Genomic DNA, 22,680 nt, shown 5'->3' with positions numbered 1-22,680 from the left:
CGACAGTCACGGCGTCGACGAGCGGAATTATCCGGAATCCTGTGCGTCGACGACCTCGTCCACGCGAATCCGCAGGAGCACGCGCTCCGTTTCGATCGGCGTCTGATACGCTTCGCCCGTGTACCGCCGTGCGAGTTCGTCGATGTGTGCGCGCGCGCCGTCGGTCGTAATCTCGTCGATCTCGCCGATAATCGACAGTCGTCGGTAGGGGTCGTCCGGGTCGGTCATGCTGACCCCGACCGACGGATCGGCTTCGAGATTGCGCACCTTTTGTCGGCCGCGTTCGCTGTTGATCAGTATCCGCTCGTCGTCGGCGTCGTAATCGATCCAGACCGGCGTGACGTGGGGATCCCGCTCGTCGCTCAGCGTCGCGACGTGGGCGTACGTTTGCTTGTCGAACAGGTCCTGAAACGAGTCGGGAACGGATGCCATAGCGTCGATTCGACCGCCGATGGCTTCCCGCTGGTGCCTACATTGAGAGGCGACTCGAGGACGAGGACCGTTGCGTGACGGACAGGTCACGAGAGCTGTAATTCGCCGTTGTCCGCATGAGAGACACGAGAGGCACCGTCCCGATCGAGGCGAAATGCGCGGAACGCGAGTCCGCAGCGTGTACCGTTCGACCACGCGAGTGTCGGCTATCGGCTTATCCGCCTCGGAAGAGAGGCTAGTATCGTGACACGAGAGATGCGGACACGACGGCGGCTACTCCAACTGACGGGTATCGCGGCGTCGACGGCACTGATCGCTGGCTGTGGGGGCCCCGGGGAAGAAGAGGACGAAGACGAACCCGCTGCCGAGGAGGGGACGGGGAACGGGCAGGACCGGGAAGGCGAGGAGGATCCGGACAACGTGGACGACCCCGCCGAGGAGAACGACGACGGGGAAGACAACGACACCGGCGACCTCGCCGAAGGGGAAGACAACGACACCGACGAGGAAGCGTGACGGAGTTCGATTGACTCAGCGGGTACGCGCTATCGTAGCAACCTCAGAGGAGTTGTCCGGTGACGACGGGATACGCATCGATGGCGTCCGATGAGCGTCATCGGGCAGTCGAGAGAGGGTAATATCGTCAGCACCACCGTCAGTTTCGTCGCATTATACCGCTCTTCACCGTTGGAGTGCTGAGCGGTACGTCTATCGACCTGCGATCTCCGAGCGAGTTTTGGAGGAACGGATTCGAATTTTATATCGGTGTTCGAAGACGAGTTGATCGGTTATTTAAAATTTGATTGTTGTGAGGTGTCTTCTGGCATACGCGTAATCGACATCCATTATTGAACGTTAGTAAAGGAAGGATTATAGAAACGGCGCGATAGTCCCTATTTTTCGGGGGAGGACAATCGACGTGGCGGTTCTCGAGCAGCCTGTATTCCTCCCCTAAACGTCACGATAGTAGGGCTGTTCAGTGGATAACAATCCCACGTCAGAACAAACCGCATCCGCATGAGACGCCGGACCTATCTCGCGACGGCAACGGGGGCCACTGCAGTTACCATGGCGGGCTGTATCGGATTCTGGGGTTCTGATACCGAAGAGAATGCCGACGACGAGACCACCGACGACGGGCCACCCGAACTCGAGGGGCCCGACGACGACGGGACGCTCGACGACTTCGGGAATCTCGGAGCGTGGACGGTGATCAGTGGCGCCATGTCTGCCGAGGAGGAGCAAGCCGTCGCGGGAGACCAGTCCGTCTTGCTCGAGGCCGGTACCGACGATCAGGAGGCCCGGATCGTCCGCGAACTTCCCGACTCCGTCGACTGCTCGACGGTGAATTTCGGATTGGCCGTCGCGAGCGAGGACACGATCACGCCGATGATTCAGCTGTTCGACGACGAGGACAACGTGATCGACTTTCGTGCGACGATCCATCGCGGTCGCCTGCAGCGGTGTAACTTCGGCGTCACGCGGATGGACAGCGGCATCGATCTCACCGAGATCACCGACATTCACATCGCGTTTCTCTCCGGCGAGGAGTCCGAAGACGAACTGTTGTTCGACGATCTCTACGCGGTTCCCAGAGCCGAGGACGGGCAGGTGATGCTCCACTTCGACGGCGGTCACGAGTCGATCGAGTCCGAGGCACTGCCGATTCTCGAGGAGTACGACTACCCCGCCACGGTGTTCGTTCCGACGGATCTGGTCCGCGAGGACGACGACGCCGAAGGCGATTACCTCACGGAAGACCAGGTCGAGGAACTCGACGACGCCGGCTGTACGATCGCGAGTTACGCGGCAAACGGACAGATTCTCGATAACTACGACGCCGACGACCAGGCCGATCAGCTCACCGAGGCACAGGAGTGGCTCGAGGACGAGGGTTACGACGACGGTGCTGGCTACTTCTCGTATCCGGCCGGACAGTACGACGAGGACTCGCTCGAACTCGTCGCGGACACCTACGACATCGGATTCGCCGGACACGACCCGGTACAGGGTCACGTCGTTAACGCGGCCCGCTATCCGCGCCTCCTCGATCCCGAGGTCGAAGACGTCGAAGCGCACCTCGAGCGAACGGCGAAGCTCGGCGGGATCACCACGCTCTGTTACTACTCGCTCGAAGAGGAGGAGTCGATCGAACGGCTCGAGGAGACGATGGAACTTCTCGACGACCACGTCGACGATGGCAACCTCGAAGTCGTCATGCCCGAGGACCTCGAGACCGAGTACGTGTTCGACGGCGAGTAATCGGGTCCGTCCTCCGAGACGAGTCGCTACGGACGTCTTGGAGGACGAATTACACGGTCGCTCGACACACCGGATCGCCGTTTTTCTGCCGAGAGAGCCGCGAGACGCAACGGGTATTGGCTTCCAGTTCCTCCTGAGAGTAATGACCGAGGGACTCGATGCGGACGTCGACGGGATGGACGAAGTCGCCGAGCGGCGCGACGAACTGGCTGCTCGCGTCCGGACGCACGCCGGACAGATCGCGCGGGAGCTCGCCGTCTTACAGGGCGGCGACTACGGACAGGAGGAGTTCGACACCGACGGCGGTAGCTGGACGGTCAAGTACGAGGCCGGCGACGTCCAGTACCTGCGATTCGATCCCAAATCGGGATCCGAGACGTACGTCGTCTCGAGCAAGCAGCCGCCGGAACCCGAGGCGCTCGAGACGGCGATGGCCGACTACGGGAACTTCGTCGCGGCCTACAACGAGTACGTTCGGTCGTTCGACGGACTGCTCGCGGACGTGCCAGACGAGTTCCCCGAAATCGAGTCGACGGCCGAGCTGGTCGCCGAACGCGACCGGATCGTCCAGCGGATCCACGAGGTCGGGACGGCGATGGCGAGCGAACTCTACCGCTACGAGGGCGAGTACGGGTCCTACGCGACGACGGTGTCGGGAACCCGCTGGGAACTCAAGTGGGACGGCGACGCGGTCTCCTATCTGCGAGTCGGCGGCTCGGACGGCACGTACCTCATCTCGCAGTACGGTCCGCCATCGGCGCCCGAGGTGCGCCGTCTCGCCGACGACGTGGGCGCGTTCGTCGACGCGTTCAACGACCACGTCGACGACCTCGAAGCGGATCTGTCACAGGTTTCGCTCGACGGGACCTGATAAGCGACTCGGTGTTCGGTGCCGATACTCGACTGTAGGAGGACGTTTCGAACCGTTACGGCTGTTCTACACGGACCCGGTCCGAGTAAACGGGTCGACAATCAGGGTAACTGACTGACCGGTTTTTCCCGATTTCGCTCCCCGTAGTACTCGTAGTATGACCCTATCACGACGCTCGACAATCAAGGCGATCGGTGTAGTCGGTGGCGGATCGGCACTCGGCGGAACAGTGCTGGCCGTCAGCGAGCACGAAGACGACGAGCGAGACCCCGAAGCGGAACCGGACGACGAAGAGGTGGGAGCGATTCGCGTCGGTCACTTCTCGCCGGACGCCCCGAATGTCGACGTCTACGTCGACGACCAGCAGATCCTCTCGGACCTCGCGTACGACGAACTCTCGCCGTACATGGACATCGCACCGGGGACGTACACCCTGAGGATCACGGCCGCCGGCGACGACGAACCCGTCTACGAGGACACCCTTCCGGTCGATACGGACTACTATACGGCCGCCGCGATCGGCGAACTCGAGGGTGACAGTGCCGGCGGCGGCGGCGAAACCGAAGCGCCGGAAACCGCTGCGTCCATCCAGGACGACGGTAACGAGACCGACGAGAACGAAAGCGACGTCGGCCTCGACGAGCAGGACGACGTCGAGGAAGAGATGCCAGGAACGGGGACGTTCGATGTCCTCCTGCTGTTCGACAGGGAAGAGGTCGAACAGGAGGGAACGGCACAGCTCCGATTAGTCCACGCATCTCCCGACGCGCCAACGTTGGACATCGCCGAGGGCGAACAGGGACTTCCGCTCTACGAGGACGTCGGATTCGGTGAGCCGTCGGGATACGTTTCGCTGAATCCCGGAGCGCAGACGCTCGAATTCTTCGAAGCCGGTGAGAACGATTCCGAAGCGAATGCCGACGAAGCGGAGCCCGCCGCAGACGAAAACGAGACCGAAACACCGGAAACGGAAACTGGCTCGTTCATTCAGGACGACGGTGACGACGATGACGACGACGATGACGAAGCCGAAGTCGACGAGGTAATCGACCAGGCCGATCCGGTTACCTCCGCCGAAATCGATCTCGACGAAGACACGACGTACACGGCGTTCGCGATCGGCTACCTCGAGGAAGGAGACGAGGCGACCGAAGCGCCAGAAACCGCTGCGTCCGTCCAACAGGACGCCAACGAGACCGACGAGACTAACGAGACTGACGAGACCGACGGCGTTGACGTCGGCGACGATGAAGGCGTCGACGAACAGGACGACCGCCCCTTCGAGGTTCGCGTCGCCGTCGACGGAAGGGAAGAGGAGGACGACGACCTCGAAGAGGAGCCTGACGAAGCGGAGCTAGAGGAGGAGGAAATCGACAACGGTGAGGACGACCTCGAGGACGACAACCGCAGCGATGACGACTACGATGACGACGACAACCGCAGCGATGACGGTCACAGCGGTGACGACGACTACGGCGAAGCAAAAGAAGAGGAGCCGATGACGACCGACGACTGATCACGGACGGTCTTCCCGTACTAAGCGATTATTTTTCGACGCCGGTCCGACAGTCGAGAGCGATCAGACACTGCGAAAACTCCCCGGTCTCGATATCCGGGAGCCGCTTCGTTCCAGTCGAGGGACGCTAGCGGGTTCAGAGAGCGCCTGAGCGATCGCGAACGACGGTTCGTGTCTGTCGCGTGGATACGATAGTGGTACCGAACAGAGGGCACAGGCGACGACTGCGACTGACGTGGAGCCCCCGAGTCCGCCGCTTCGAACTGGCGCTCGATGCGACCGGCCGAGAAGACGCGGTCGCGGTCGCCGGATGCGGTTTCGTCAGCTGTAGCGGCCGACGGATGGTCGGTCGGCTGGCTTCCTCTCGCTGTCCGACAGTCGTCGATCGGCACGACCGCTCGGGCGAACGCGCGGGTCCGGGACCAGTAGCTGTGGCTCGTCGGTCTGCAGCACGCGACGCGGCTCGAGAAGAGTCAGGAGTGTTAGACGTCGACGTACTGGTCGACCCACTCCTGACGGCGCTGCAGGACACGTCGCCCTTTCGGGGTCAGTGCGTAGTAGTTCGTCCGCCGGTCGAGTTGGCCTTTCTCGACGAGTTCCTTCTCGACCAGCGTGTCGAGATTGGGATACAACCGGCCGTGAGTGACCGGTTGATCGATGTATCGATTGATATCGTCGAGTATCTCCTGACCGGACGGGCGGTCTTTGCCTGCGATCACGTACAGTAAGTCACGTTGGAAGCCAGTTAACTGATCCATGGATCACCCTCTGAGTGACGACCTTCACCGATCTGTGGCTTTGTTATAGAGCAGGTACGATCCCCCAATCGTCCAGAACGCACCGCGTAGGACCGGCGCTGTACGTGACGCCGCGTTCGGCGTCGACCGCGACCGTCCGACGCGGCGTTTTTGACGCCCACCGCCGTACAGCCCGGTATGCCTCCGGATCCACTCGCTTGGGAGACCCGGGATCGCCAGGTAGCCTACTCCTGTCCGGGCTTCGACGTCGTTAACGAGTCCGTTCAGCTGCCCGACGGTACCGAAACCGAGTTCGACTACCTCTCCGAACCCGCGAGCGTCTGCGTGCTCCCGTTCGCAGCCGACGGCGACGTCGTCTGCATCGAGGAGTGGCGCCAGGCCGTCGCTCGGATCAACCGCGGCCTCCCCGTGGGCGGCGTCGAACCGGACGACGACGATCTCGAGGCGGCAGCCCGCCGAGAACTCGCCGAGGAGACCGGCCACGAGGCCGAGCGACTCGAGTCGCTGGTCACCGTCGAACCGGCCAACGGCCTCGCGGATTCGGTGCTCCATCTCTTCGTCGCACACGGCTGTCGGTCGACGGCCGAACAGCGACTCGACCACAACGAGAGCATCCGAGTCGAGCGACGCCCGTACGAACGACTGCTCGAGGCCGTCCGCGCCGGAGAGATCCGAGACGGACGAACGGTCCTGGCGGTGTCGTACTATCAGTTGCTCGAGCGCGACGAGTGACGTGGCGACGCGATAGTTCGGCCGCAAAAAATCGAATCCGTCGTGACCGATCCGCCGGTCCACCGCCCAGCGGTGTGGTGATCAGTCGTCGTCAGTCTCGGTGCCGCCGGCTTCGGTGTCGTCCTACGTTTCGTTGGCTTCCGTCTCGTTCTCGGTTTCGTTGCTCTCGGTCTCGTTGGCCTCGTCAGCGGCATCTTCGAGATCGCTCGTGTCCCCGAGGGTGACGGTCGAAGCGTCCGCGTTATCCATGCTGAGCGTCAAAGCGGACGCCTGTGAGACCGTCTCGCCGTCGGTGGTCACGTTGTCTTCGGGTTCGTCGGCGGTGGCGTTCTCCCCGTCTTCGGTTTCGTTCGCTTCCTCGAGCGACTCGATGGCCATCGTGTCGATCGACATCGATTCGACGTCGAACTGCTCGATCGTGAGCTGGTCGATCTCCTGCGTTTCCGCTTCGCCGTCAGCCGACTCGTTGTCCTCCTGCGTGGCGTTGTCCTCGCCGCCTCCGTCGTCACCGAACAGTCCGCCGACCCAGTCGCTGACCTGATCGAGGATGCCGCCGCCCTCTTCGACTTGCAGTTCGTTGATCGTCAGCGACTCGACGCTCATCGTCTCGATCGTCAGCTCTTGAACGACGACCTCGTCGGCGTCCTCGTCGATCAGATCCTGTCCGTCGCCGGCGGTGGCGTTCTCGTCTTCGGTGGCGTTCTCGTCGGTCTCGTTCTCCTCCTGGACGGACGCACCGGTTGCCGACGTGTTGGTCTCGTTGTCGTCACCAGCGGTCTCGTTCTCGTCGGCGGTCTCGTTCGCACCGTCGTCCATCGCTTCCTCACCCTCGGCTCCGTCGAGTTCGAGGTCGGAGAGCGAGACGTTCTGAAGTTCGAGTTGCTCGAGTTCGACGTCGGAGATGGTCACGTTGTCGTCGGCGCCGTTCTCCACGCCGGTGGCGTTCTCGGACTCGTTGTCTTCGGACTCGTTCAGTTCCTCCTCGAGTTCCTGTGCGTCTGCGTCGAAGTTCTCGATCTCGAGTTCCTCGATCGTGGCGTTCTCGACCGTGACGTTCTCGAGTTCGAGCGTGTCGACCTGTACGTTTTCGAGCGTTGCGCTCGCGTCTCCGGCGTCGTCGTTCGCCCCTGTGGATGCGCCTGCGAGGGCAGGACCCCCCGAAAGGGCAACCAGCAGCGCGACGAATACCACACCGAATTGCTGCGTTCGTGAAACCATGCATTCGATGTTAGCGGTAGATTCCGGCTAAAACGGGCCGACTGTTACAGCGTTATCTCGGAGAAACACACAGTTAGCGACTGCCGCTACGGCCATAACCTGCCGTTCATCGTACTCGGCTCGATGACGGTCCGTTGCGGTGACCGAATCCGGCCGATCGGCCGAAATCGGCCTTGTGCCTGCGCTCGCCACCGGCTTATCGCGACTGGAGAGGAACGAACTGTTACCGGATCGCATCGGACGGGACGGACCCGTCCGACCGCTGGAAAAGGATCTCTCGTGACTGGTAGTCGCGCGAAAAAAGATCGCAGTCGGCGGCAGCGATCAGGACCGCACTGACCGCGGTGTCACGTCGTGTCGATCAGTTCAGGATACCGAGGATGCCGTCGTCGTCCTCGTCTTCCGTGTCGTTATCCGTCTCCTCCGTGTCGTTATCTGCGTCCTCCGTGGCGTTGTCTTCGGCGGCTGGCTCTTCCTCGCCGGCGTCCTCGAGTTCGGAGGCGTCGGCGAGCGTCAGCGATTCGGCCGTCGCGTTACCGATGTCGATCGTGGACGCGGAGACGGAGGAAACGTTCTCCTCGTCAGCCTCTTCGTCCGTATCGTTCATCTCGTCGGTCTCGTTCTCGTCCATCTCGTCGGTCTCGTTCTCGTCCTCAGCGAGGCCGTCCTCTTCCATACCAGCCTCGTCACCTTCCTCGACTTCTTCGACCGTCATCGACTCGATGGTGATCTCCTCGACGTCGAACTGCTCGATCGTGAGGTTCTCGATCTCGTCTTCCTGGGTCTCGTCGTCGGTGACGTTATCGTCGGTCTCGTTATCGTCGGTCTCGTTATCGTCGTCGAGACCGATGCCATCCTCATCGTCGTCTTGGATGGCAGCACCGGTTTCAGTCGCGTCCGTTTCCTCGTCGCCGTCGACGAGGCCGGTGTCTTCGTCATCGGTGGCGTTCTCGTCTTCAGTGGCGTTATCGTCCGTCTCGTTGGTGTCGTCTTCCGTAGCAGCGTCTTCTCCGACGGTCAGTTCGTCGATCGTCAGCGTCTCGACGTCCATCGTCTCGATCGTGAGGTTCTCGACGGTGAGCTCGTCAGCGTCCTCGTCGATCAGATCCTGTCCGTCGGCAGCGGTCTCGTTGTCGTCGGTCTCGTTCTCGTCTTCGGTTTCGTTGTCGTCGAGACCGATGCCGTCTTCATCGTCGTCCTGGACGGCAGCACCGGTTACCGACAGTTCGGTTTCGTTGTCGTCCTCGGTCTCATTGTCGTCTTCAGTGGCGTTCTCGTCCGTCTCGTTGAGGTCCTCGTCCTCCTCTTCGACTTCGAGGTCCTCGATCGAGACGTCCTCGAGTTCGAGCGTCTCGAACTCGACGCCGGTGATCGTCACTTCCTCACCGGCGGTCTCGTTCATCTCCGTATCGTTATCCTGGACGGACGCACCGGTTGCCGGTTCGTCGGTCTCGTTCTCCTCAGTGGCGTTGTCGCCGCCAGCCGCGTCGAGCTCGTCCTGGAGCTCTTGCGTGTCAGCGTCGAGCTCCTCGACGTTCAGCTCTTCGATGGTCGCGTTCTCGATAGTAACGTTATCGAGTTCGAGTGTCTCGACTTCTGTATCTTGAAGCGTTGCGCTCATGTCTCCGGCGTCGTCGCTCGCCCCTGATGATGCGCCAGCGAGGGCCGGGCCCCCCGAGAGGGCGACCATCAGCGCGACGAGTACGATACCGAGTTTCTGCGATCGTGAATCCATGCACTCAGTGCTACCGCCGGATCACAGCTAAAACGAGGCGACTGTTACGAGGTTGTCTCGGGTAAAGTCACAATTTGAAACCGTGCAACAGTCCCTAATACGAGGTTCATCCTGTCGCCTGAAAGGACAGTATTCTTCCGGGTCTGGCTACCGGTTTCTAGAGAATTGGCCTTGTGCCTGCGATCGCCACTAGCTTATGGTAACTACCCGTGAGCAGGCATCTACCGCTCCATTTGCATGTCATCAGACGACTGCATTCCAGTTCCCCGACAGTCGTCCGCCGAAAACCGTCATGACTTACGTCGGACGGTCCAACAGCCGACCAATGCGCGAGTGCTTCGAAGTTCGGGACACCGACGCCGGCGGGCGAATCGGCGAACTCACCGTCCCGAGAGCAGACGTCACCGTCGAGACACCGGCGCTCCTGCCGGTGATCAATCCGAACCTGGACACGATCGCCCCCCGTCGACTCGCCACGGAGTTCGGCGCCGAGATCCTCATCACGAACTCGTATATCATCCACGAGACCGAGGACGTCCGGGACCGCGCCCTCGAGGACGGGCTCCACGACCTGCTCGAGTTCCCCGGCGCGATCATGACCGACTCGGGCTCGTTCCAGCTCTCCGAGTACGGCGACATCGACGTCACGACCGAAGAGATCCTCGAGTTCCAGCACGCGATCGGCTCCGACATCGCCACGCCGGTCGACATCCCGACGCCGCCGGACGTCGACCGCGAGCGCGCCGAGGCCGAACTCGAGACGACCCGGGAACGCCTCGAACTCGCAGAAGCCGTCGAGACCGGCGAGATGCTCGTCAGCGCGCCGGTCCAGGGCTCGACGTATCCGGACCTGCGCGAGGCGGCCGGTCGCCACGCGGATTCGACGTCGCTCGACGTCTTCCCCGTGGGTGCGGTCGTCCCGCTGATGAACGACTACCGCTACGACGACATGATCGACGTCGTCGCCGCCGCCAAGCGCGGCCTGGGCGCCGACGCGCCGGTCCACCTCTTCGGCGCCGGCCACCCGATGATGTTCGCACTCGCCACCGCGATGGGCTGTGACCTGTTCGACTCCGCGGCGTACGCGCTCTACGCCCGGGACGACCGCTATCTCACGGTTCGGGGCACTCGTCACCTCGACGACCTCGACTACCTGCCCTGCTCGTGTCCCGTCTGTACCGAACACTCGCCCGACGACCTCCGCGCGCTCCCCGACGACGAACGCGAATCCGAACTCGGCGCGCACAACCTCCACGTCACCTTCGAGGAGATCCGCCGGATCAAGCAGGCCATCCGCGCGGGCAACCTGCTCGAACTCGTCGAACAGCGCGCTCGCGCCCACCCGACGATGCTCGACGGCTACCGCACCCTGCTCGATCACGCCGCCCAACTCGAGCGCTCGGATCCCGTCTCCAAGGGATCGTTCTTCTACACCTCCTCGGAGAGCGCACGGCGGCCCGAAGTGGTGCGCCACCACCGGCGCCTCGAGCGACTCGCCGTCCCCGACTCGCTGCTCGTCACCGAGGGCAGTCCCGCACGCGGCGACGAGTTCGACGAGTCGTGGCGCGTCGAACCCCCCTTCGGTCCGTTCCCCCGGTCGCTCTCGAAGAGCTACCCGCTCACCGCCGAAGTGCCCGACCGGACGGATCGCGCGGCGCTCGAGGCCGCCGCCGACGGCGTCGCTCGTCTCGCTGCGGCAAACCCGGACGCCGACATCACGCTCGGCCATCGCGGCTGGCCGGACGGCGTCCTCGAGCGAGTCGCGGACGCAGTCGACGTCTTCGATCTGACGGACGGATAATCAGCCGTCTGCGTCGCTCACGACCGTGAACGTAGAAGAAAAGCATCGTTCGGACACCGACTGACACGGGTTCGTGAGTCTCGAGTGTGCCGATTACCGGGTCGCTTGCCGACCCGACGTCTGGACCGAAACCGGTTCCGCCATCGGCGTGCCGTCGACCGCGATCTCGAGGCCGTCACCGCACTCGACGGCGATGTCGTGGCCGTCGTAGGTGAACTCGAGTTGACCGCGCCGCGGGCCGCCGCGTCGGGTCGGTTTGAATAGCGCGTCCAGTGCGTCGGGATCGATCCACTCGTAGAGCGGCGGCAGTTCGGTCGGTGAGACGTCGCGTCGCGTCGCAACTGCGGTGACGACAGCGATACTCACAGACTCGTCGAACTCGCTGTCAGTAGAACCGATGAATGCATCACTCACGACGTACTCCAACGGTCGGGTACGTAAAAGGGTAGCGACGATACGACCCCTCTGAACGAATTATCGTGACTATAGTTCCCGTTTTCGAAATATTCGTAGCTCTTTGAGGAAAATACACACACATACGTTCGAGCGGATATATCGGTGCAACGGCCCGACGTAGTCGAACGGTTGCCGAGACACTGTGTCGAGGAACTCCCTCCCGGTGCGACCGAGTTCGATCTCCACGGACTCGTTCGCGGTCGACTCCGTCCGCCCGGTGGGCGACACGCAAAGACCACCGCGAGGGCAGCGCAGCGACGAACGCCCATATCAGAACAGCAAAGGTGCAGGCGGCGTCTGGTTCGCGTATGCTCGGGGTCACGTCGCTCGCGCTCGGTCTGATCGTCATCGTGCTGTTCGGCTCGTGGCTGATCAGGCGGTTCCGGGGCGGGAGCCGGTCGGCAGCGCAACGAGAGTCGTACGAACGCCACAGGGACGCCCAGCAGCGCGAGCCGCCGGTCGATATCGGCGACGTCAGGACGGTCGCCATTCAAGAGTTCACCGAACACCACTCCGGCGAGCGACAGGCCGTCTGCAAGATCGAGGGGTTCGTCGTCTTCGTCGAGGATCTCCCGGCCGACCTCGACGTCGGCGACGTTCTCGAAATCAAGGTCCTCTCGTTCAACCGCGGACACACCTCCGCGACGGCGTCGTTCGTCGATCGAGCCTGAGAAACGACGCGATCCAACGCCGTTTTCCGCCGATTAGTCCGTCTCAGCCCGACAGTGACACGAGCGTCGCGCCGACGACCACGACCAGCGCCGCGACGGCGACGAGCCAGGTGACGCGCTCGAGGCGCCGCGGCAGGAACAGCACCGAAAGGACGACCACGAGCAGCGGCGTCAGTTGCAGTAACGGCATGACGACGACCACGGGGGCGATCTCGAGCGCGGCGAAGTAGGCGACGAAGCCGACGGTCGTCGAGACGCCGCCCGCGACGAACCACCCGGTAGACGCGGCTCGGATCGGAACCCGCCGCAACGAGTCGGTCCAGCGGAGGTAGCCGACGAAGCCGACCGTCGCGACGCTCGCCATGGCGACGATTCCGGGCAGGGTCGGCGTTCCGGCCGCGAGCCCCATCGAGATGAAGATCGGTTCGATCCCGATACAGGCGGCGGCGACGACCGGAACGACGAGCGCCGCGCCGGTCTCTCGGAGCGACTGTTCGGGCCCCGTCGCGGCCGCCGTCTCCCACGAGACGACGGCGATGCCGCCGACGATCAGCACGATGCCGGCGAGGTGGACGGCCGTCAGCCGCTCCTCGAGAAAGAGCACGGCGAAGACCGTCGCGAAGAACACGTTCGAGGCGATCACGGGCGACGTGAGGTTCGCACCGATCTCCTGAATGCTCTTGAACGTCAGCAAGCGGGCGACGAACATGCCGGCGAGCCCGGCCGCGCCGAAGGCCGCGAACGAGTACGGCGTGAACAGATCGAGATACGGCGGCGAGTACAGCACCAGCACGGGCGGCGTGAGCAGCGCCACGTTACAGGCCAGGACGACGAGCACTCCGTCGGTGACCTCGCCGGTCTCCGTGCCGAGCCGTGCGAAGAGGAACTGCCCCGCAAAGCCCGCGGCGGCGACGCTCGCCAACAGCACGCCGAGCAGCGAGTCCGACACCTCGAGGACCATACCCCCGCTTTCGCTCGCGGCTGGATAACCGCTCTGAAACGCTCGAGGGAGCGGACGAAGAGTCGCCGCGGATCGTCCTCGCTCGTTCGCGCCGGAGCAGTCGGCGGCGTTCCGACGAAAACGACGGTGACGACGGAATGGGAAGCCGTAGTGACGTCTCGAGAGCCCCCGCGTGATCGCTATCGACAGCCTCTTTCGCTCGCCCCCGCCATATCCGGTATGACCGACTACTTCGAAGTCCACGAGCGCGACGGGGCCGCTCGCGTGGGCGAACTCCGTCTCGAGTCGCCCGTGACGACCCCCGCGCTCGTCGACGACGTCCTCGAGGACGCGGGGTCGCTCTGGAGCGCCGATCGGGCGGTTCCCGAGGGCGACGAGTCGACGCTTACCGTCCTCCCCCACCGGGCGTTCCCCGGCGGCACCGCCGCTGAAGTTCAGGACTCCTTCGCCGTCGACTCTCCCGACGTCGACTACCCGAGCGTCGCGGTCGCCTCGAGCGAGAGCGCCACGGACCAGGGAACGGACGCCTACGCCGTCTCCGACGTCCAGTCGATCACGGGCCACGGCGCGGCGCTCGTCGAGGCCGTCGTCTCCGTTCGCGAGACGATTCCGGCCGACACCGCGCTGTACTTCTCCGGCGTCGCCACGCCGCGCAACGTCGCCCTGCTGGCCTATGCCGGCGTCGACCTCTTCGACGAGACCGCGGCCGTCGTGAGAGGCACCGAGGGCCGATATCTGACGACCGACGAGGCGTACTTCCTCGAGGACCTCGAGGAACTCCCCTGCGCCTGTCCGGCCTGCCAGAAACCCCGCGAGGAGTTCACCCGCGAGGACTGCGCGGACCACAACGCCAACGCGCTGCGAGCCGAACTCGGCATCGTCCGCCGCCGAATTCGGGACGGTCGCCTCCGGGATTACGTCGAGGGCCAGGCCCGCCAGGACCAGTGGCTCACCGCCGCGATGCGCGAACTCGACGCGCAGTGGGGGTATCTCGAGGAACGGACGCCCATCCTCCGAGACGCCCAGATCGACGCCGCGACGTCGGACACGCTCCGCCGGGTCGAGATCCAGCGCTACGCGGACCGTGTCACCTCGCGGTACCGGAACCGGTTCAAGAATCCCCTCGTGCTGGTTCCCTGTTCGGCTGCCAAACCCTACAGCGAGTCCCAGAGCCACCGCCAGTTCCACGACGCCATCCAGTGGCGCGGCCACCTCGTCTCGATGACGAGTCCGATCGGCGTCGTTCCGCAGGAACTCGAGACGACCTACCCGGCCCAGCACTACGACACCGTCGTCACGGGCCGCTGGTCCGAGGACGAGAAACGATTCGTGAGCGACGTCCTGCAGCGGTATCTCAAGCGTAACGACTACCCCTCCATCGTCGCTCACGTCCCCGACGAGGGCTACCGCGACATCGTCGGTCGCGTCGAAGACGAACTGGGCCTCGACATCACGTACACCGTTCCCGAGGGCGGTCATCCCACCGACGAGGAGTCGCTCGCGAACCTCTCCTCGGCGCTGTCGGGCGAACTAAAGTACTCCAAACGGGAGCGCGAGCACAACACCGTCCGCGCCATCGCGGACTACCTGCTCGGCGACGGGGCGGGCGACGACCTCTTCGAGAACATGCAGACGACGAGTCGCTACCCGAAGATTCAGGTTCGCGACAGCGAGGAGACCCAGCTCGCGACGATGGTCCCCCAGTACGGGACGCTTTCGTTCACCCTCGAGGGGGCGAAACGCTGGGTTGACAGCGACGTGTCGACGAAGCGTGTGGAGATCGACGGCTTCGTGCCCCACGGAAGCGTCCTCGCGCCGGGGATCGTCGACGCCGACGAGGAGATCCGCGTCGGCGACGAGGTCGTCGTCGAGGGTCCGAAGGCGTTCGGCGTCGGCCGCGCGGAGATGTTCGGCCGCGAGATGCGAGAGAGCACGCGCGGCATAGCCGCCGAAATTCGCCACGTCGAGGAGAAGTAGCGAGGACGGCCCGATCAGGAGTCGTCTTTACGACGTCGGTTCCGCTCGGCCCAGGGACGCAGGATCGCGTGGACGGCCTCGTTCATCGGCACGTCGACGCCGGCGTCGGCCGCGTGCCGGACGACCGAGCCGTGCAGCGCGCCGAGCTCCATGGGCTTCCCGTGCGTCAGGTCGTAGTGGAGCGAGGAGTACATCTCCGGGTCCAGTTCGCGCGCGAACGCGAGCCACTCGTCGACGAGCCCGTCCGGGAGGTCGACGCCCGTCGCTCGAGCGACGGCGCAGACCTCCTCGACGAGCCGGCGGTACAGCTCCCACGAGGCGTCGGTCTCCCGGATCTCCCCGACCGGCAGCCGGATCGCGGCGGTCGTCCCCGCCTGCGCGCAGATGAAGGCGAACTTCCGCCACAGTTCGACGCGGACGTCGTCGGCCAGCACCGCGTCGATCCCGTCGCTCGCCGAGAGCGCGTCGTCGAGCGCCTCGATCCGGTCCGTTCGCCGGCCGTCGAGTTCGCCGTAGACGAATCGCGCCGGGCCGCCGGTGTGCTCGACGACGCCCGGCGCGCCGATCGTCGAGAAGATGTAGGCCACGCCGCCGACGACGTGCGCCTCGCCGATCTCGTTGGCGAGCCACCGCTCGTTGTCGACGCCGTTCTGGAACGAGACGACGGCCGTCTCGTCGCCGAGCAGCGGCTCGAGATCGGCCGCGGCGTCCCGCGTATCGGTCGACTTCACGCAGAACAGGACGGCGTCGCACGGACCGATCTCGGCCGGGTCGTCGGTCGCGGGTAGTTCGACCGTCGCGTCGCCGGCGATACTCTCGAGTCGCAGTCCCTCGGACCGGAGGGCCTCGAGGTGGGTTCCCCGCGCGACGAGGTGGACCTCGTGGCCCGCGTCCGCGAGGCGAGCGCCGAGGTAGCCGCCGACGCCGCCGGCACCGAACACAGCGAACTTCATACCGGCCGTACGGCCGGCTCGGTGAAAGCGATTCCGAGGTCGCGCTCGTGCGGTCGGGCCGCCCCATTCGATCCCGCTCACCGACCCGGACACGCCTTGAGCAGGTGTTCGCGGTAGACGGCCGCGGGAACGGTCTCGCCGCAGAGTTCGCACTCGCGCTCCTCGCGTCGGCTGGCCCCGGACCGTCCCCCGTTAGCGTCGGTCACGCGGTCCCGTTCTCGCTCGAGCGTCCTCGAGCTTTCGGAGACGGGGCGAACGAGCGGCTGCCGAGGCCGCGACTTCGCATTTCGTATCGCACTATTCGATGTGTCTTATATAACGGTCGCATTCGTACACCCCGCGGACGCTCGATCGATTCGCTCAGTACAGGTGAACGATGTAACGCTGTGGATTGAAATATTCTCAGTCTCTGCCAGGAACGGCGTGCTGAATACAGAGGGGAAGTTCAGCGGGGTTCGGGAAACAGTGTCCCTCGATCAATAGGGAGGATCAATGTTCGGGATTTGGTAACGAAATCACCGGAATAGGCGGGTTCGTAACAAGATTCGTTGTAATATCACCGGCAAGGAGTCGCTTGATCCGGCTTCCACCACGAGCGCGGAAGGCAATCGCATCCGCCCCAACCTCGTCGGCGGTCGAGAAAAAGGTGGGAACAATTTCTGTCCCAAAGACTGTCCGTGTATCGACTGCAACGGTGCTACTGAGTGAGGAATCAACGATAGCAAGGAACTCAGCCGCGTCTTCGCGGCGTTTTTCTAACGGAGCTTTATCTGGCGCTCCACCCGCCTTTTCGATTACGTGAACGGCAGTGACGCGTTCGATATCATCCAGATACGGCTGAAGCGCAGCACATGTCACCTGAGCGTCTTCCTCCGTCGCGACTGGGATCAGGATGTGTGGAAAATGGGCCATGGATATTCCGAATTCAGAATTCATGACTAAAAGTGTTTTTTGAATCAGTTGCCACATATCGATATATCCCGGTGATTTATTGTGCGCTCTTTCTAACTGTGTGTAATGACAACTCGGGGCATACTTCGGCCAGATTCTTTCGATCAGATCCTCTACGTGGTTCTCATCTGGGTTGTTCTCCTTTTCGTTTCTAATATTATTTTTGATAGGCCGGTAATCAGATTAGAAATTGTTATTGGAACAGGAATCGTACTGGTCTGGGTCATCTGGGGAGTTTACTACCGCCTTGACCAGATTCGAGAAGAGCGGTTCAATCGGGACCGGTAATCCTCACCACTTTTTGTATGAACTGACCGTAGCAGAATATCGTTGGCCTGTACTGGCTGGTCACCGACTACCGAGATTGATCCTCGTCTCGTAGTGCATTCGCGCTATCCATCTTGCACGGTTTGACCCGACCTATTCAGAAGTTGGTAGAAATAGCGTGCAACATTTAGAGAATGTATGCAGCACTCTGAACCACCCCAAAGAGGACCTGCGAATTGAGCGGTGGAGACTCCCTTGGAGATTAAAGGAGTTTAATAGCATTGTGATCATGAGGTGGCGACCGTTCGCTCAAATTCCTGAATCGCCTCGTCACTTCCCGCCACAAACACCTCGTCATCGGGCTTAATGACGGTACGTCCCTCTGTATAGACAGTCTCGTCTCGCGAGATACCGATTGTGGTCCAACCGCGCTCGGTGTCGCGACGAGCCTCAGCTAATGTCTCGCCGGCGAACGGAGCCGCGTCGGCTCGAACGATGCGGATCTGACTCGCTGGATCCATGACACGTTCACCGTGGACCTCAGCCGCGACCAGTCGAGCGGACACTCGCTGGATAGAAAGGACGTAGTCAGCACCCGCTCTGAACGCCTGCCTTGTCTTCTCTCCATCGGTCACGCGTGCGAGTATTTCCACCTCGCTGGAAAGCGAGCGGGCGACGGCGATGGTCATCAATGCGGTCGAATCATCGTCGACGGTGACGATCAGTACCGAGGCATCGTCGATGCCGGCTTCGTGGAGTGTTTCGGGTTCAGTAACATCGCCGACAATGTCGGGATTACGCCTCTCCGATTGGTCAACGGTCGTCACCGAGACGTCTGTCGGGAGCACCTCAACGGCTGCGGTCCCGCCCTCACCGACCCCGGCGACGACGACTTTTGATGGGGTGGTGATATGCCGCGATTGGACGCCACCGATCTCGGTCGTTATCTCATCGATCTCGTTCTCTGGTCCAGCGACAGCCAGAACGGTGTTCGGCGTGAGTTCGTCGTCGGGGGATGGCGGCAGCCGCAGCTCACCGTCAAACCACCCGGCAACCAGCGTCAGATTCGGATGATTCGCGATCGGCGAGTCCCGCACCCGAACACCATGGAGCGGACTATCCCGCCGGACGAGTATCTCACGGATACCGATCTTGTCGTCTTTGGACCGTTCGTCGACTGCGACAGGTGTCGTCGCTTTCTCCGCCAGTCGCCGGCCGATCAGCGCGTGTGGAGCGACGCTGCGGTCGACGCCGATTTCCGCGAGCGCCGCTTTATGGCGCGTCGATTCGATGAAACTGATCACCCGCAGGTCCTCGTTGGCCTCCAACGCGGTCAGGACGATGCTCGCGGTTTTGTCGCCAGCGTCGGTGATGAGTAGCGACGCACGCTCGATCGTCGCACGATCGAGGTCGGCCCGATCCTCCGGATTGCCATTGATAGCTTGATACCCGTCATCCGAAAGACGCTTTGCCTCTTCCATGTCGGATTCGATAAGGACGTAATCGATATCGAGTTTCTCGAGTTCGTCAAGTAGTATATCGGTGTCGCGTTGATACTCCGCGATAACGACGTGGTTGGCCTTGCTCGTGAGACGGCCGGCGAGGTTCAGCGGCGTTTGTTCGAATAGCGGGATGACCAAGACTCGCAACGCGACGAATCCGATGACGATGCCGGTCAACTGGATCGTCACCATCAGGACGTTCATCATTGGCGTCGCCCATGGTGAATCCGCACCGAACCCGGTCGTCGTCATCGTCTCGACCACCGTTTGGAACGACCGAAAGATAGACTGAGGGCGATTTTCGAGCGCTTGCATCCCCCAGTTGTAGACGAGTGTGTAGAAGAGAACGACCACACCGAGACTGACCACGAAGATCACTAACAGTTGCTGACGTTGCGTAAGGTCTCGGGGGTGCAGTCCCTCGATGTCCCGGAGTTCGCGCATTCGATGACTTCCCGTTGTCGGCAATAGGTCCTCTGATCGATTAAACAATTGGTCGGCCGTTGCTTGGATGCACCGGGAAGAAGCAACTGCATCGATAGTGATCGATCCTTCGCTCAGGTTGGTGAACGATTGATGAACGCCCTGTACTGAGCAATCAACCACCCCACGGTCATCAGCCTCTGGCTCGTGCTGCATTTGCGCCCTGTATTCAACACGACTCGCCAGACATTACCTAAAACTGGTAGGAACCTTAGTGGTCAGTTCGCATGCGTATCTATCGAAGAACAGCGTCACTCGGGACTGTCGCCTCTAATTGCCGGAGTCGGTTAGCGTTCTGTAATCCCATCCAGTAGTGTTTCAAGTTCAGTGTGACCGTTATACCGGACCATGTTGCTCCTCGCGTCGTAATCAACGACACCGGCATCTGCTAGTCGGGGAAGTGCTGAGTGATGTAACTGACGGACCATCCTTTCCGAATCTCCGTGGTATTGCTCGCTAATTTCGTCTGCGAGGTCGCTAACCGAACTGACGTCCGCCGTCGAATCTCGGAAATAAGAGAGGATAGCGCGGCGGTGGTGATTGGCAAGCAGGAGTAGAAGATTGTCGATCTTACGGGGACACGGTTGCTGTTGTGTCATTATTTTGGTTCACCTGTGATCGTGTGATCACAACTTGGGGCGGTCTTTCGAGTTCGGCGAGGAACCTGACGGCGTGTGGGTTCCGAGGGAGGCCCAACCTTGACCGACCTCTCTGATCGATCTCTCCCACGTGGTGATGGGTCCAACTCGCCCTTAACTCTGTTGTGAACGAATGAATACTTATTCGACTTTTCACAGTAATAGACGCTGAAATTGTGCCTTCCGGATTCGAAGATGTGGTTTTTCCAAATCTACGCCCGAGATACTGTGGAAAATCGACTTGCCATCACGAATCATTCATTTGGCGATTCGTCGTCCCCGTTATCGCTGTGCGCGTTCCCTTCCCCTGCCCCTTGCAGGAAGAAGTGATTGACCGGCTGAACGTGTCGCCGCCTCATCATCTCCGAACTATCGATCTCGAGGCCGAGGTCGTGGATGGCATCGGTGATTCTGGTAACGTCGGTCGTGCTCGTCCCAACGACATCGACGTGAAGGTTGCGTCTGCCAGTGAGCATCTCGCGGACGTCGATGATGCCTTGGATTGCCCGGACCTTCTCCGAGAGAGAGGAAAGTTCGGTTGGGGACGCAGTGATGACGAACGTCATTTGCAACGGGAGGTTGGCCGCTTCGTAGTCGATTTCCGGATGGTATCCGTTGATGATGCCGTCCGCTTCGAGCAGGTCGATGCGGTTGCGAACGGTACTGGCCGAGACGCCAGCCGTATCGGCAATTTCCTCTGCTGTCGTATTACGGGCATCTCTCTGAAGCAAATAGAGGATGCTCCGATCCACATCGTCTAAGTCGCGACCCATACGACGAGTTACGTTGCGAAGGCTACTAACCTAGTTGCACACCGCGCTGGTACTTCTGATGCGTTACGTTCTCAGAACAGCATTGAGGTCTCTCTGCTGATGGATTGTACCGTTCGATCTCACTCTGTCCGGAGGAATTAGCCGCTCAGGGCGCGCACGAACTGACCGTGTTCATACTGCCTGCTTCGTCAGGACGGGGTGTCCTCTTGGTGCCACCGCTGCACGTGTTCGGCGTGGGTATCGAGGTAGGCGTCGGCTTTGAAATGAGCGTCGTAGTAATCCGTCTCGATGTGGTGTGCTTGGACACAGCCTGGAAGAACCATCGACGGGATCGTCCCGGGGAACTTCCCGTGCTTGTCGTACACATACTGGGCAATTTCGCTCAAACACTCCACCATCTCGTCGTCGTAGGGATGGATGGATTCCTTCACCGCCTCGCTATCCTTCCACGGGCCAGAGGTCTCCGGATCGTAGGCACCACCGGGACCGAACTTCCGCTCCACCAGTTCCTCGACCGCCGCTCGCATGTCCGGGTAATACGGTGGACACAATCCCTCGTACCGATCGTCGAGGCCGATCGGATTCGGGAGGGTCCACTCCTCGTTTTCGACGAACCGGAACCCGAGGCCGTCAATATCGTCCGCCGTTGGGGCACCGAAGAGACTCAGCTCATTAATCCCGGCAAAGTACAACCCGCCGAGCCCCATCGCCTGCATCGTGAGCACGATGTTGTGCGCCATGAAGGCTACCTCGGCACAGTTCTGCTCGTACGTGGCTCGCTCGAGGAGGGACAGCGGGAACGCCTTCTCCCGGTTCAATAAGCCCGACTCGATATACGGATCGAGATCGCCGGCCGGATCACCGGTTTCGTCATCCACGATCAGATAGCCGTTTTCGACGAACAGACACAGGAGAGCCAACATCTCCTCGCTAGCATCGCCCACGGGCATAAACAGCGTCGAGCCCGGCGTGTTCGTCCACCAGTGATTGGGCTCGAGAATGTGTCCGGGTTCGGAGGGGACGTCCAATCGAGAATCGGAGAGTTTCTCGGTGTGGGCCTGGCACACAGCGATGATTCGTTCGGCGTCGTCTTCCAAATGGGTTGCTTCACGAAGCTGGCTCGGTTCCACATCTCGCGTGTTCGTCAGGTACGTTCCAGTGTCATCCGTGTAAAACAGAACTGGCGTTCCGATCCCGGCCGCCGTCGGTGCGGTCCGTCCGGTCAACCGGACTGCGAAGTCCGCGTGTCGGTCGGGCCGATTCGGCCCGAACGGGATGCCGTAGTGCAATCCGGAAACACCCGTTCCCGCGGCGGTGAGGACTGATTGTTCGAGGTCCGTTAACGGATACGGCTCGGTGTCGGATTCGAACGCCAACGGTCCAGATGGAAGTTCCATGCCGAGGCCGAACCGACGAGATCGACGACCAAAAATGGCCCCGAGCAGTGGATATTCGAACAGTTCGGTAAGTGCTTGTGTGGTTTCAGGCATGTTGACGCTCCGGTGAGTTACCGTACTCCGATTGTGGTGAGCGCACTCGCGTGTCCGGCGATGTTACGTTTTCCATCGGCTGGGTTACTCTCGTCCTACTATGTGTACTAGTCACATAACGTTACCCCGTGAAACATCTGCAGAAGCTGCACAGCGGCTCTACGTGCGACGGTTCCTGATGAGCATACAGGTGCTCAGTTCGCACGCAGAGCGAACGACTCCTTCAGCCCTCG

General features: G+C 61.9%; 21 protein-coding genes. 8 read left to right on the top strand and 13 right to left on the bottom strand.

The window, feature by feature from the left end; translation table 11 throughout:
• Positions 1–27: 27 nt before the first annotated feature.
• Positions 28–432 carry a pyridoxamine 5'-phosphate oxidase family protein gene (locus ACSFC7_RS09005; RefSeq protein ID WP_436347377.1) on the bottom strand — a complete coding sequence of 135 codons (405 nt, stop codon included), beginning with the start codon at positions 430–432 and terminating at the stop codon, positions 28–30.
• Positions 433–675: 243 nt separating this feature from the next.
• Here ACSFC7_RS09005 and ACSFC7_RS09000 point away from each other — a divergent pair, with 243 nt between their 5' ends.
• The 4 genes from ACSFC7_RS09000 (at position 676) to ACSFC7_RS08985 (ending at position 5,081) form a co-directional block, all read left to right on the top strand.
• Complete coding sequence (locus tag ACSFC7_RS09000) at positions 676–948, top strand: hypothetical protein (protein ID WP_436347376.1); 273 nt, start codon at positions 676–678, stop codon at positions 946–948.
• A 501-nt stretch (positions 949–1,449) separates the two neighbouring features.
• The gene (locus ACSFC7_RS08995) at positions 1,450–2,694 is read left to right on the top strand and encodes a polysaccharide deacetylase family protein (RefSeq protein ID WP_436347375.1); all 1,245 of its coding nucleotides are present in this window, start codon (positions 1,450–1,452) and stop codon (positions 2,692–2,694) included.
• Positions 2,695–2,836: 142 nt separating this feature from the next.
• Positions 2,837–3,565 (top strand): hypothetical protein, encoded by a 729-nt coding sequence (locus ACSFC7_RS08990; protein WP_436347374.1) that lies wholly within the window; start codon positions 2,837–2,839, stop codon positions 3,563–3,565.
• A gap of 157 nt (positions 3,566–3,722) precedes the next feature.
• Entirely contained in the window at positions 3,723–5,081 is a 1,359-nt protein-coding gene (locus ACSFC7_RS08985) for a DUF4397 domain-containing protein (RefSeq protein WP_436347373.1), read from the top strand.
• Positions 5,082–5,563: 482 nt separating this feature from the next.
• Here ACSFC7_RS08985 and ACSFC7_RS08980 read toward each other — a convergent pair whose 3' ends face one another.
• Entirely contained in the window at positions 5,564–5,839 is a 276-nt protein-coding gene (locus tag ACSFC7_RS08980) for a PadR family transcriptional regulator (RefSeq protein ID WP_006089028.1), read from the bottom strand.
• A 177-nt stretch (positions 5,840–6,016) separates the two neighbouring features.
• On the opposite strand from ACSFC7_RS08980, the gene ACSFC7_RS08975 reads away from it, so the two are divergent.
• Entirely contained in the window at positions 6,017–6,571 is a 555-nt protein-coding gene (locus tag ACSFC7_RS08975; RefSeq protein WP_436347372.1) for an NUDIX hydrolase, read from the top strand.
• A gap of 123 nt (positions 6,572–6,694) precedes the next feature.
• On the opposite strand, the gene ACSFC7_RS08970 is transcribed toward ACSFC7_RS08975, so the two are convergent.
• A complete protein-coding gene (locus ACSFC7_RS08970; RefSeq protein WP_436347371.1) occupies positions 6,695–7,789 on the bottom strand; it encodes a hypothetical protein in 1,095 nt (364 codons plus the stop codon).
• Positions 7,790–8,150: 361 nt separating this feature from the next.
• Positions 8,151–9,524: a hypothetical protein gene (locus ACSFC7_RS08965; RefSeq protein WP_436347370.1), complete on the bottom strand. Its 1,374-nt coding sequence runs from the start codon at positions 9,522–9,524 to the stop codon at positions 8,151–8,153.
• Positions 9,525–9,849: 325 nt separating this feature from the next.
• Between ACSFC7_RS08965 and tgtA the strand changes: the two genes are divergently transcribed.
• Positions 9,850–11,325 carry a tRNA guanosine(15) transglycosylase TgtA gene (gene tgtA, locus ACSFC7_RS08960; RefSeq protein WP_436347369.1) on the top strand — a complete coding sequence of 492 codons (1,476 nt, stop codon included), beginning with the start codon at positions 9,850–9,852 and terminating at the stop codon, positions 11,323–11,325.
• A 93-nt stretch (positions 11,326–11,418) separates the two neighbouring features.
• Here tgtA and ACSFC7_RS08955 read toward each other — a convergent pair whose 3' ends face one another.
• Complete coding sequence (locus ACSFC7_RS08955) at positions 11,419–11,739, bottom strand: HalOD1 output domain-containing protein (protein ID WP_436347368.1); 321 nt, start codon at positions 11,737–11,739, stop codon at positions 11,419–11,421.
• A 350-nt stretch (positions 11,740–12,089) separates the two neighbouring features.
• Between ACSFC7_RS08955 and ACSFC7_RS08950 the strand changes: the two genes are divergently transcribed.
• Positions 12,090–12,452, top strand: a complete 363-nt coding sequence (locus ACSFC7_RS08950) for a TRAM domain-containing protein (RefSeq protein WP_436347367.1) — start codon at positions 12,090–12,092, stop codon at positions 12,450–12,452.
• A 43-nt stretch (positions 12,453–12,495) separates the two neighbouring features.
• Here ACSFC7_RS08950 and ACSFC7_RS08945 read toward each other — a convergent pair whose 3' ends face one another.
• Positions 12,496–13,413, bottom strand: a complete 918-nt coding sequence (locus ACSFC7_RS08945; protein ID WP_436347366.1) for an EamA family transporter — start codon at positions 13,411–13,413, stop codon at positions 12,496–12,498.
• A 219-nt stretch (positions 13,414–13,632) separates the two neighbouring features.
• Between ACSFC7_RS08945 and arcS the strand changes: the two genes are divergently transcribed.
• Positions 13,633–15,390 carry an archaeosine synthase subunit alpha gene (gene arcS, locus ACSFC7_RS08940; protein WP_436347365.1) on the top strand — a complete coding sequence of 586 codons (1,758 nt, stop codon included), beginning with the start codon at positions 13,633–13,635 and terminating at the stop codon, positions 15,388–15,390.
• 14 nt (positions 15,391–15,404) lie between these two features.
• On the opposite strand, the gene ACSFC7_RS08935 is transcribed toward arcS, so the two are convergent.
• The 7 genes from ACSFC7_RS08935 to ACSFC7_RS08905 form a co-directional block, all read right to left on the bottom strand.
• Positions 15,405–16,343: a 2-dehydropantoate 2-reductase gene (locus tag ACSFC7_RS08935; protein ID WP_436347364.1), complete on the bottom strand. Its 939-nt coding sequence runs from the start codon at positions 16,341–16,343 to the stop codon at positions 15,405–15,407.
• A 77-nt stretch (positions 16,344–16,420) separates the two neighbouring features.
• Positions 16,421–16,549: a hypothetical protein gene (locus ACSFC7_RS08930; RefSeq protein ID WP_436347363.1), complete on the bottom strand. Its 129-nt coding sequence runs from the start codon at positions 16,547–16,549 to the stop codon at positions 16,421–16,423.
• Positions 16,550–16,832: 283 nt separating this feature from the next.
• Positions 16,833–17,312 carry a universal stress protein gene (locus tag ACSFC7_RS08925; RefSeq protein WP_436347362.1) on the bottom strand — a complete coding sequence of 160 codons (480 nt, stop codon included), beginning with the start codon at positions 17,310–17,312 and terminating at the stop codon, positions 16,833–16,835.
• Between the two features lie 536 nt (positions 17,313–17,848).
• Positions 17,849–19,507 (bottom strand): potassium channel family protein, encoded by a 1,659-nt coding sequence (locus ACSFC7_RS08920; RefSeq protein WP_436347361.1) that lies wholly within the window; start codon positions 19,505–19,507, stop codon positions 17,849–17,851.
• Positions 19,508–19,833: 326 nt separating this feature from the next.
• On the bottom strand, positions 19,834–20,145 hold the full coding sequence (locus ACSFC7_RS08915) for a DUF7344 domain-containing protein (RefSeq protein WP_436347360.1): 312 nt from the start codon (positions 20,143–20,145) through the stop codon (positions 19,834–19,836).
• A gap of 293 nt (positions 20,146–20,438) precedes the next feature.
• Positions 20,439–20,936, bottom strand: coding sequence for an Lrp/AsnC family transcriptional regulator (locus tag ACSFC7_RS08910; protein ID WP_436347359.1), 498 nt, complete (start codon positions 20,934–20,936; stop codon positions 20,439–20,441).
• A 209-nt stretch (positions 20,937–21,145) separates the two neighbouring features.
• The gene (locus ACSFC7_RS08905; protein WP_436347358.1) at positions 21,146–22,354 is read right to left on the bottom strand and encodes a hypothetical protein; all 1,209 of its coding nucleotides are present in this window, start codon (positions 22,352–22,354) and stop codon (positions 21,146–21,148) included.
• Between the last annotated feature and the right edge of the window lie 326 nt (positions 22,355–22,680).

The organism is Natronorubrum halobium, from assembly GCF_051351675.1.
Lineage (GTDB): Archaea > Halobacteriota > Halobacteria > Halobacteriales > Natrialbaceae > Natronorubrum.
Note: the sequence above shows the minus strand (reverse complement) of the source record. Positions and strands in the feature narration are given on the sequence as shown.

What these genes read in the sequence shown, in the direction of transcription:
- ACSFC7_RS09005 (WP_436347377.1), bottom strand. Translation starts at nt 432, where the DNA reads ATGGCATCCGTTCCCGACTCGTTTCAGGACCTGTTCGACAAGCAAACG.
- ACSFC7_RS08995 (WP_436347375.1), top strand. Translation starts at nt 1,450, where the DNA reads ATGAGACGCCGGACCTATCTCGCGACGGCAACGGGGGCCACTGCAGTT.
- ACSFC7_RS08990 (WP_436347374.1), top strand. Translation starts at nt 2,837, where the DNA reads ATGACCGAGGGACTCGATGCGGACGTCGACGGGATGGACGAAGTCGCC.
- ACSFC7_RS08985 (WP_436347373.1), top strand. Translation starts at nt 3,723, where the DNA reads ATGACCCTATCACGACGCTCGACAATCAAGGCGATCGGTGTAGTCGGT.
- ACSFC7_RS08980 (WP_006089028.1), bottom strand. Translation starts at nt 5,839, where the DNA reads ATGGATCAGTTAACTGGCTTCCAACGTGACTTACTGTACGTGATCGCA.
- ACSFC7_RS08975 (WP_436347372.1), top strand. Translation starts at nt 6,017, where the DNA reads ATGCCTCCGGATCCACTCGCTTGGGAGACCCGGGATCGCCAGGTAGCC.
- ACSFC7_RS08970 (WP_436347371.1), bottom strand. Translation starts at nt 7,789, where the DNA reads ATGGTTTCACGAACGCAGCAATTCGGTGTGGTATTCGTCGCGCTGCTG.
- ACSFC7_RS08965 (WP_436347370.1), bottom strand. Translation starts at nt 9,524, where the DNA reads ATGGATTCACGATCGCAGAAACTCGGTATCGTACTCGTCGCGCTGATG.
- tgtA (WP_436347369.1), top strand. Translation starts at nt 9,850, where the DNA reads ATGCGCGAGTGCTTCGAAGTTCGGGACACCGACGCCGGCGGGCGAATC.
- ACSFC7_RS08950 (WP_436347367.1), top strand. Translation starts at nt 12,090, where the DNA reads ATGCTCGGGGTCACGTCGCTCGCGCTCGGTCTGATCGTCATCGTGCTG.
- ACSFC7_RS08945 (WP_436347366.1), bottom strand. Translation starts at nt 13,413, where the DNA reads ATGGTCCTCGAGGTGTCGGACTCGCTGCTCGGCGTGCTGTTGGCGAGC.
- arcS (WP_436347365.1), top strand. Translation starts at nt 13,633, where the DNA reads ATGACCGACTACTTCGAAGTCCACGAGCGCGACGGGGCCGCTCGCGTG.
- ACSFC7_RS08935 (WP_436347364.1), bottom strand. Translation starts at nt 16,343, where the DNA reads ATGAAGTTCGCTGTGTTCGGTGCCGGCGGCGTCGGCGGCTACCTCGGC.
- ACSFC7_RS08925 (WP_436347362.1), bottom strand. Translation starts at nt 17,312, where the DNA reads ATGTGGCAACTGATTCAAAAAACACTTTTAGTCATGAATTCTGAATTC.
- ACSFC7_RS08920 (WP_436347361.1), bottom strand. Translation starts at nt 19,507, where the DNA reads ATGCGCGAACTCCGGGACATCGAGGGACTGCACCCCCGAGACCTTACG.
- ACSFC7_RS08915 (WP_436347360.1), bottom strand. Translation starts at nt 20,145, where the DNA reads ATGACACAACAGCAACCGTGTCCCCGTAAGATCGACAATCTTCTACTC.
- ACSFC7_RS08905 (WP_436347358.1), bottom strand. Translation starts at nt 22,354, where the DNA reads ATGGAACTTCCATCTGGACCGTTGGCGTTCGAATCCGACACCGAGCCG.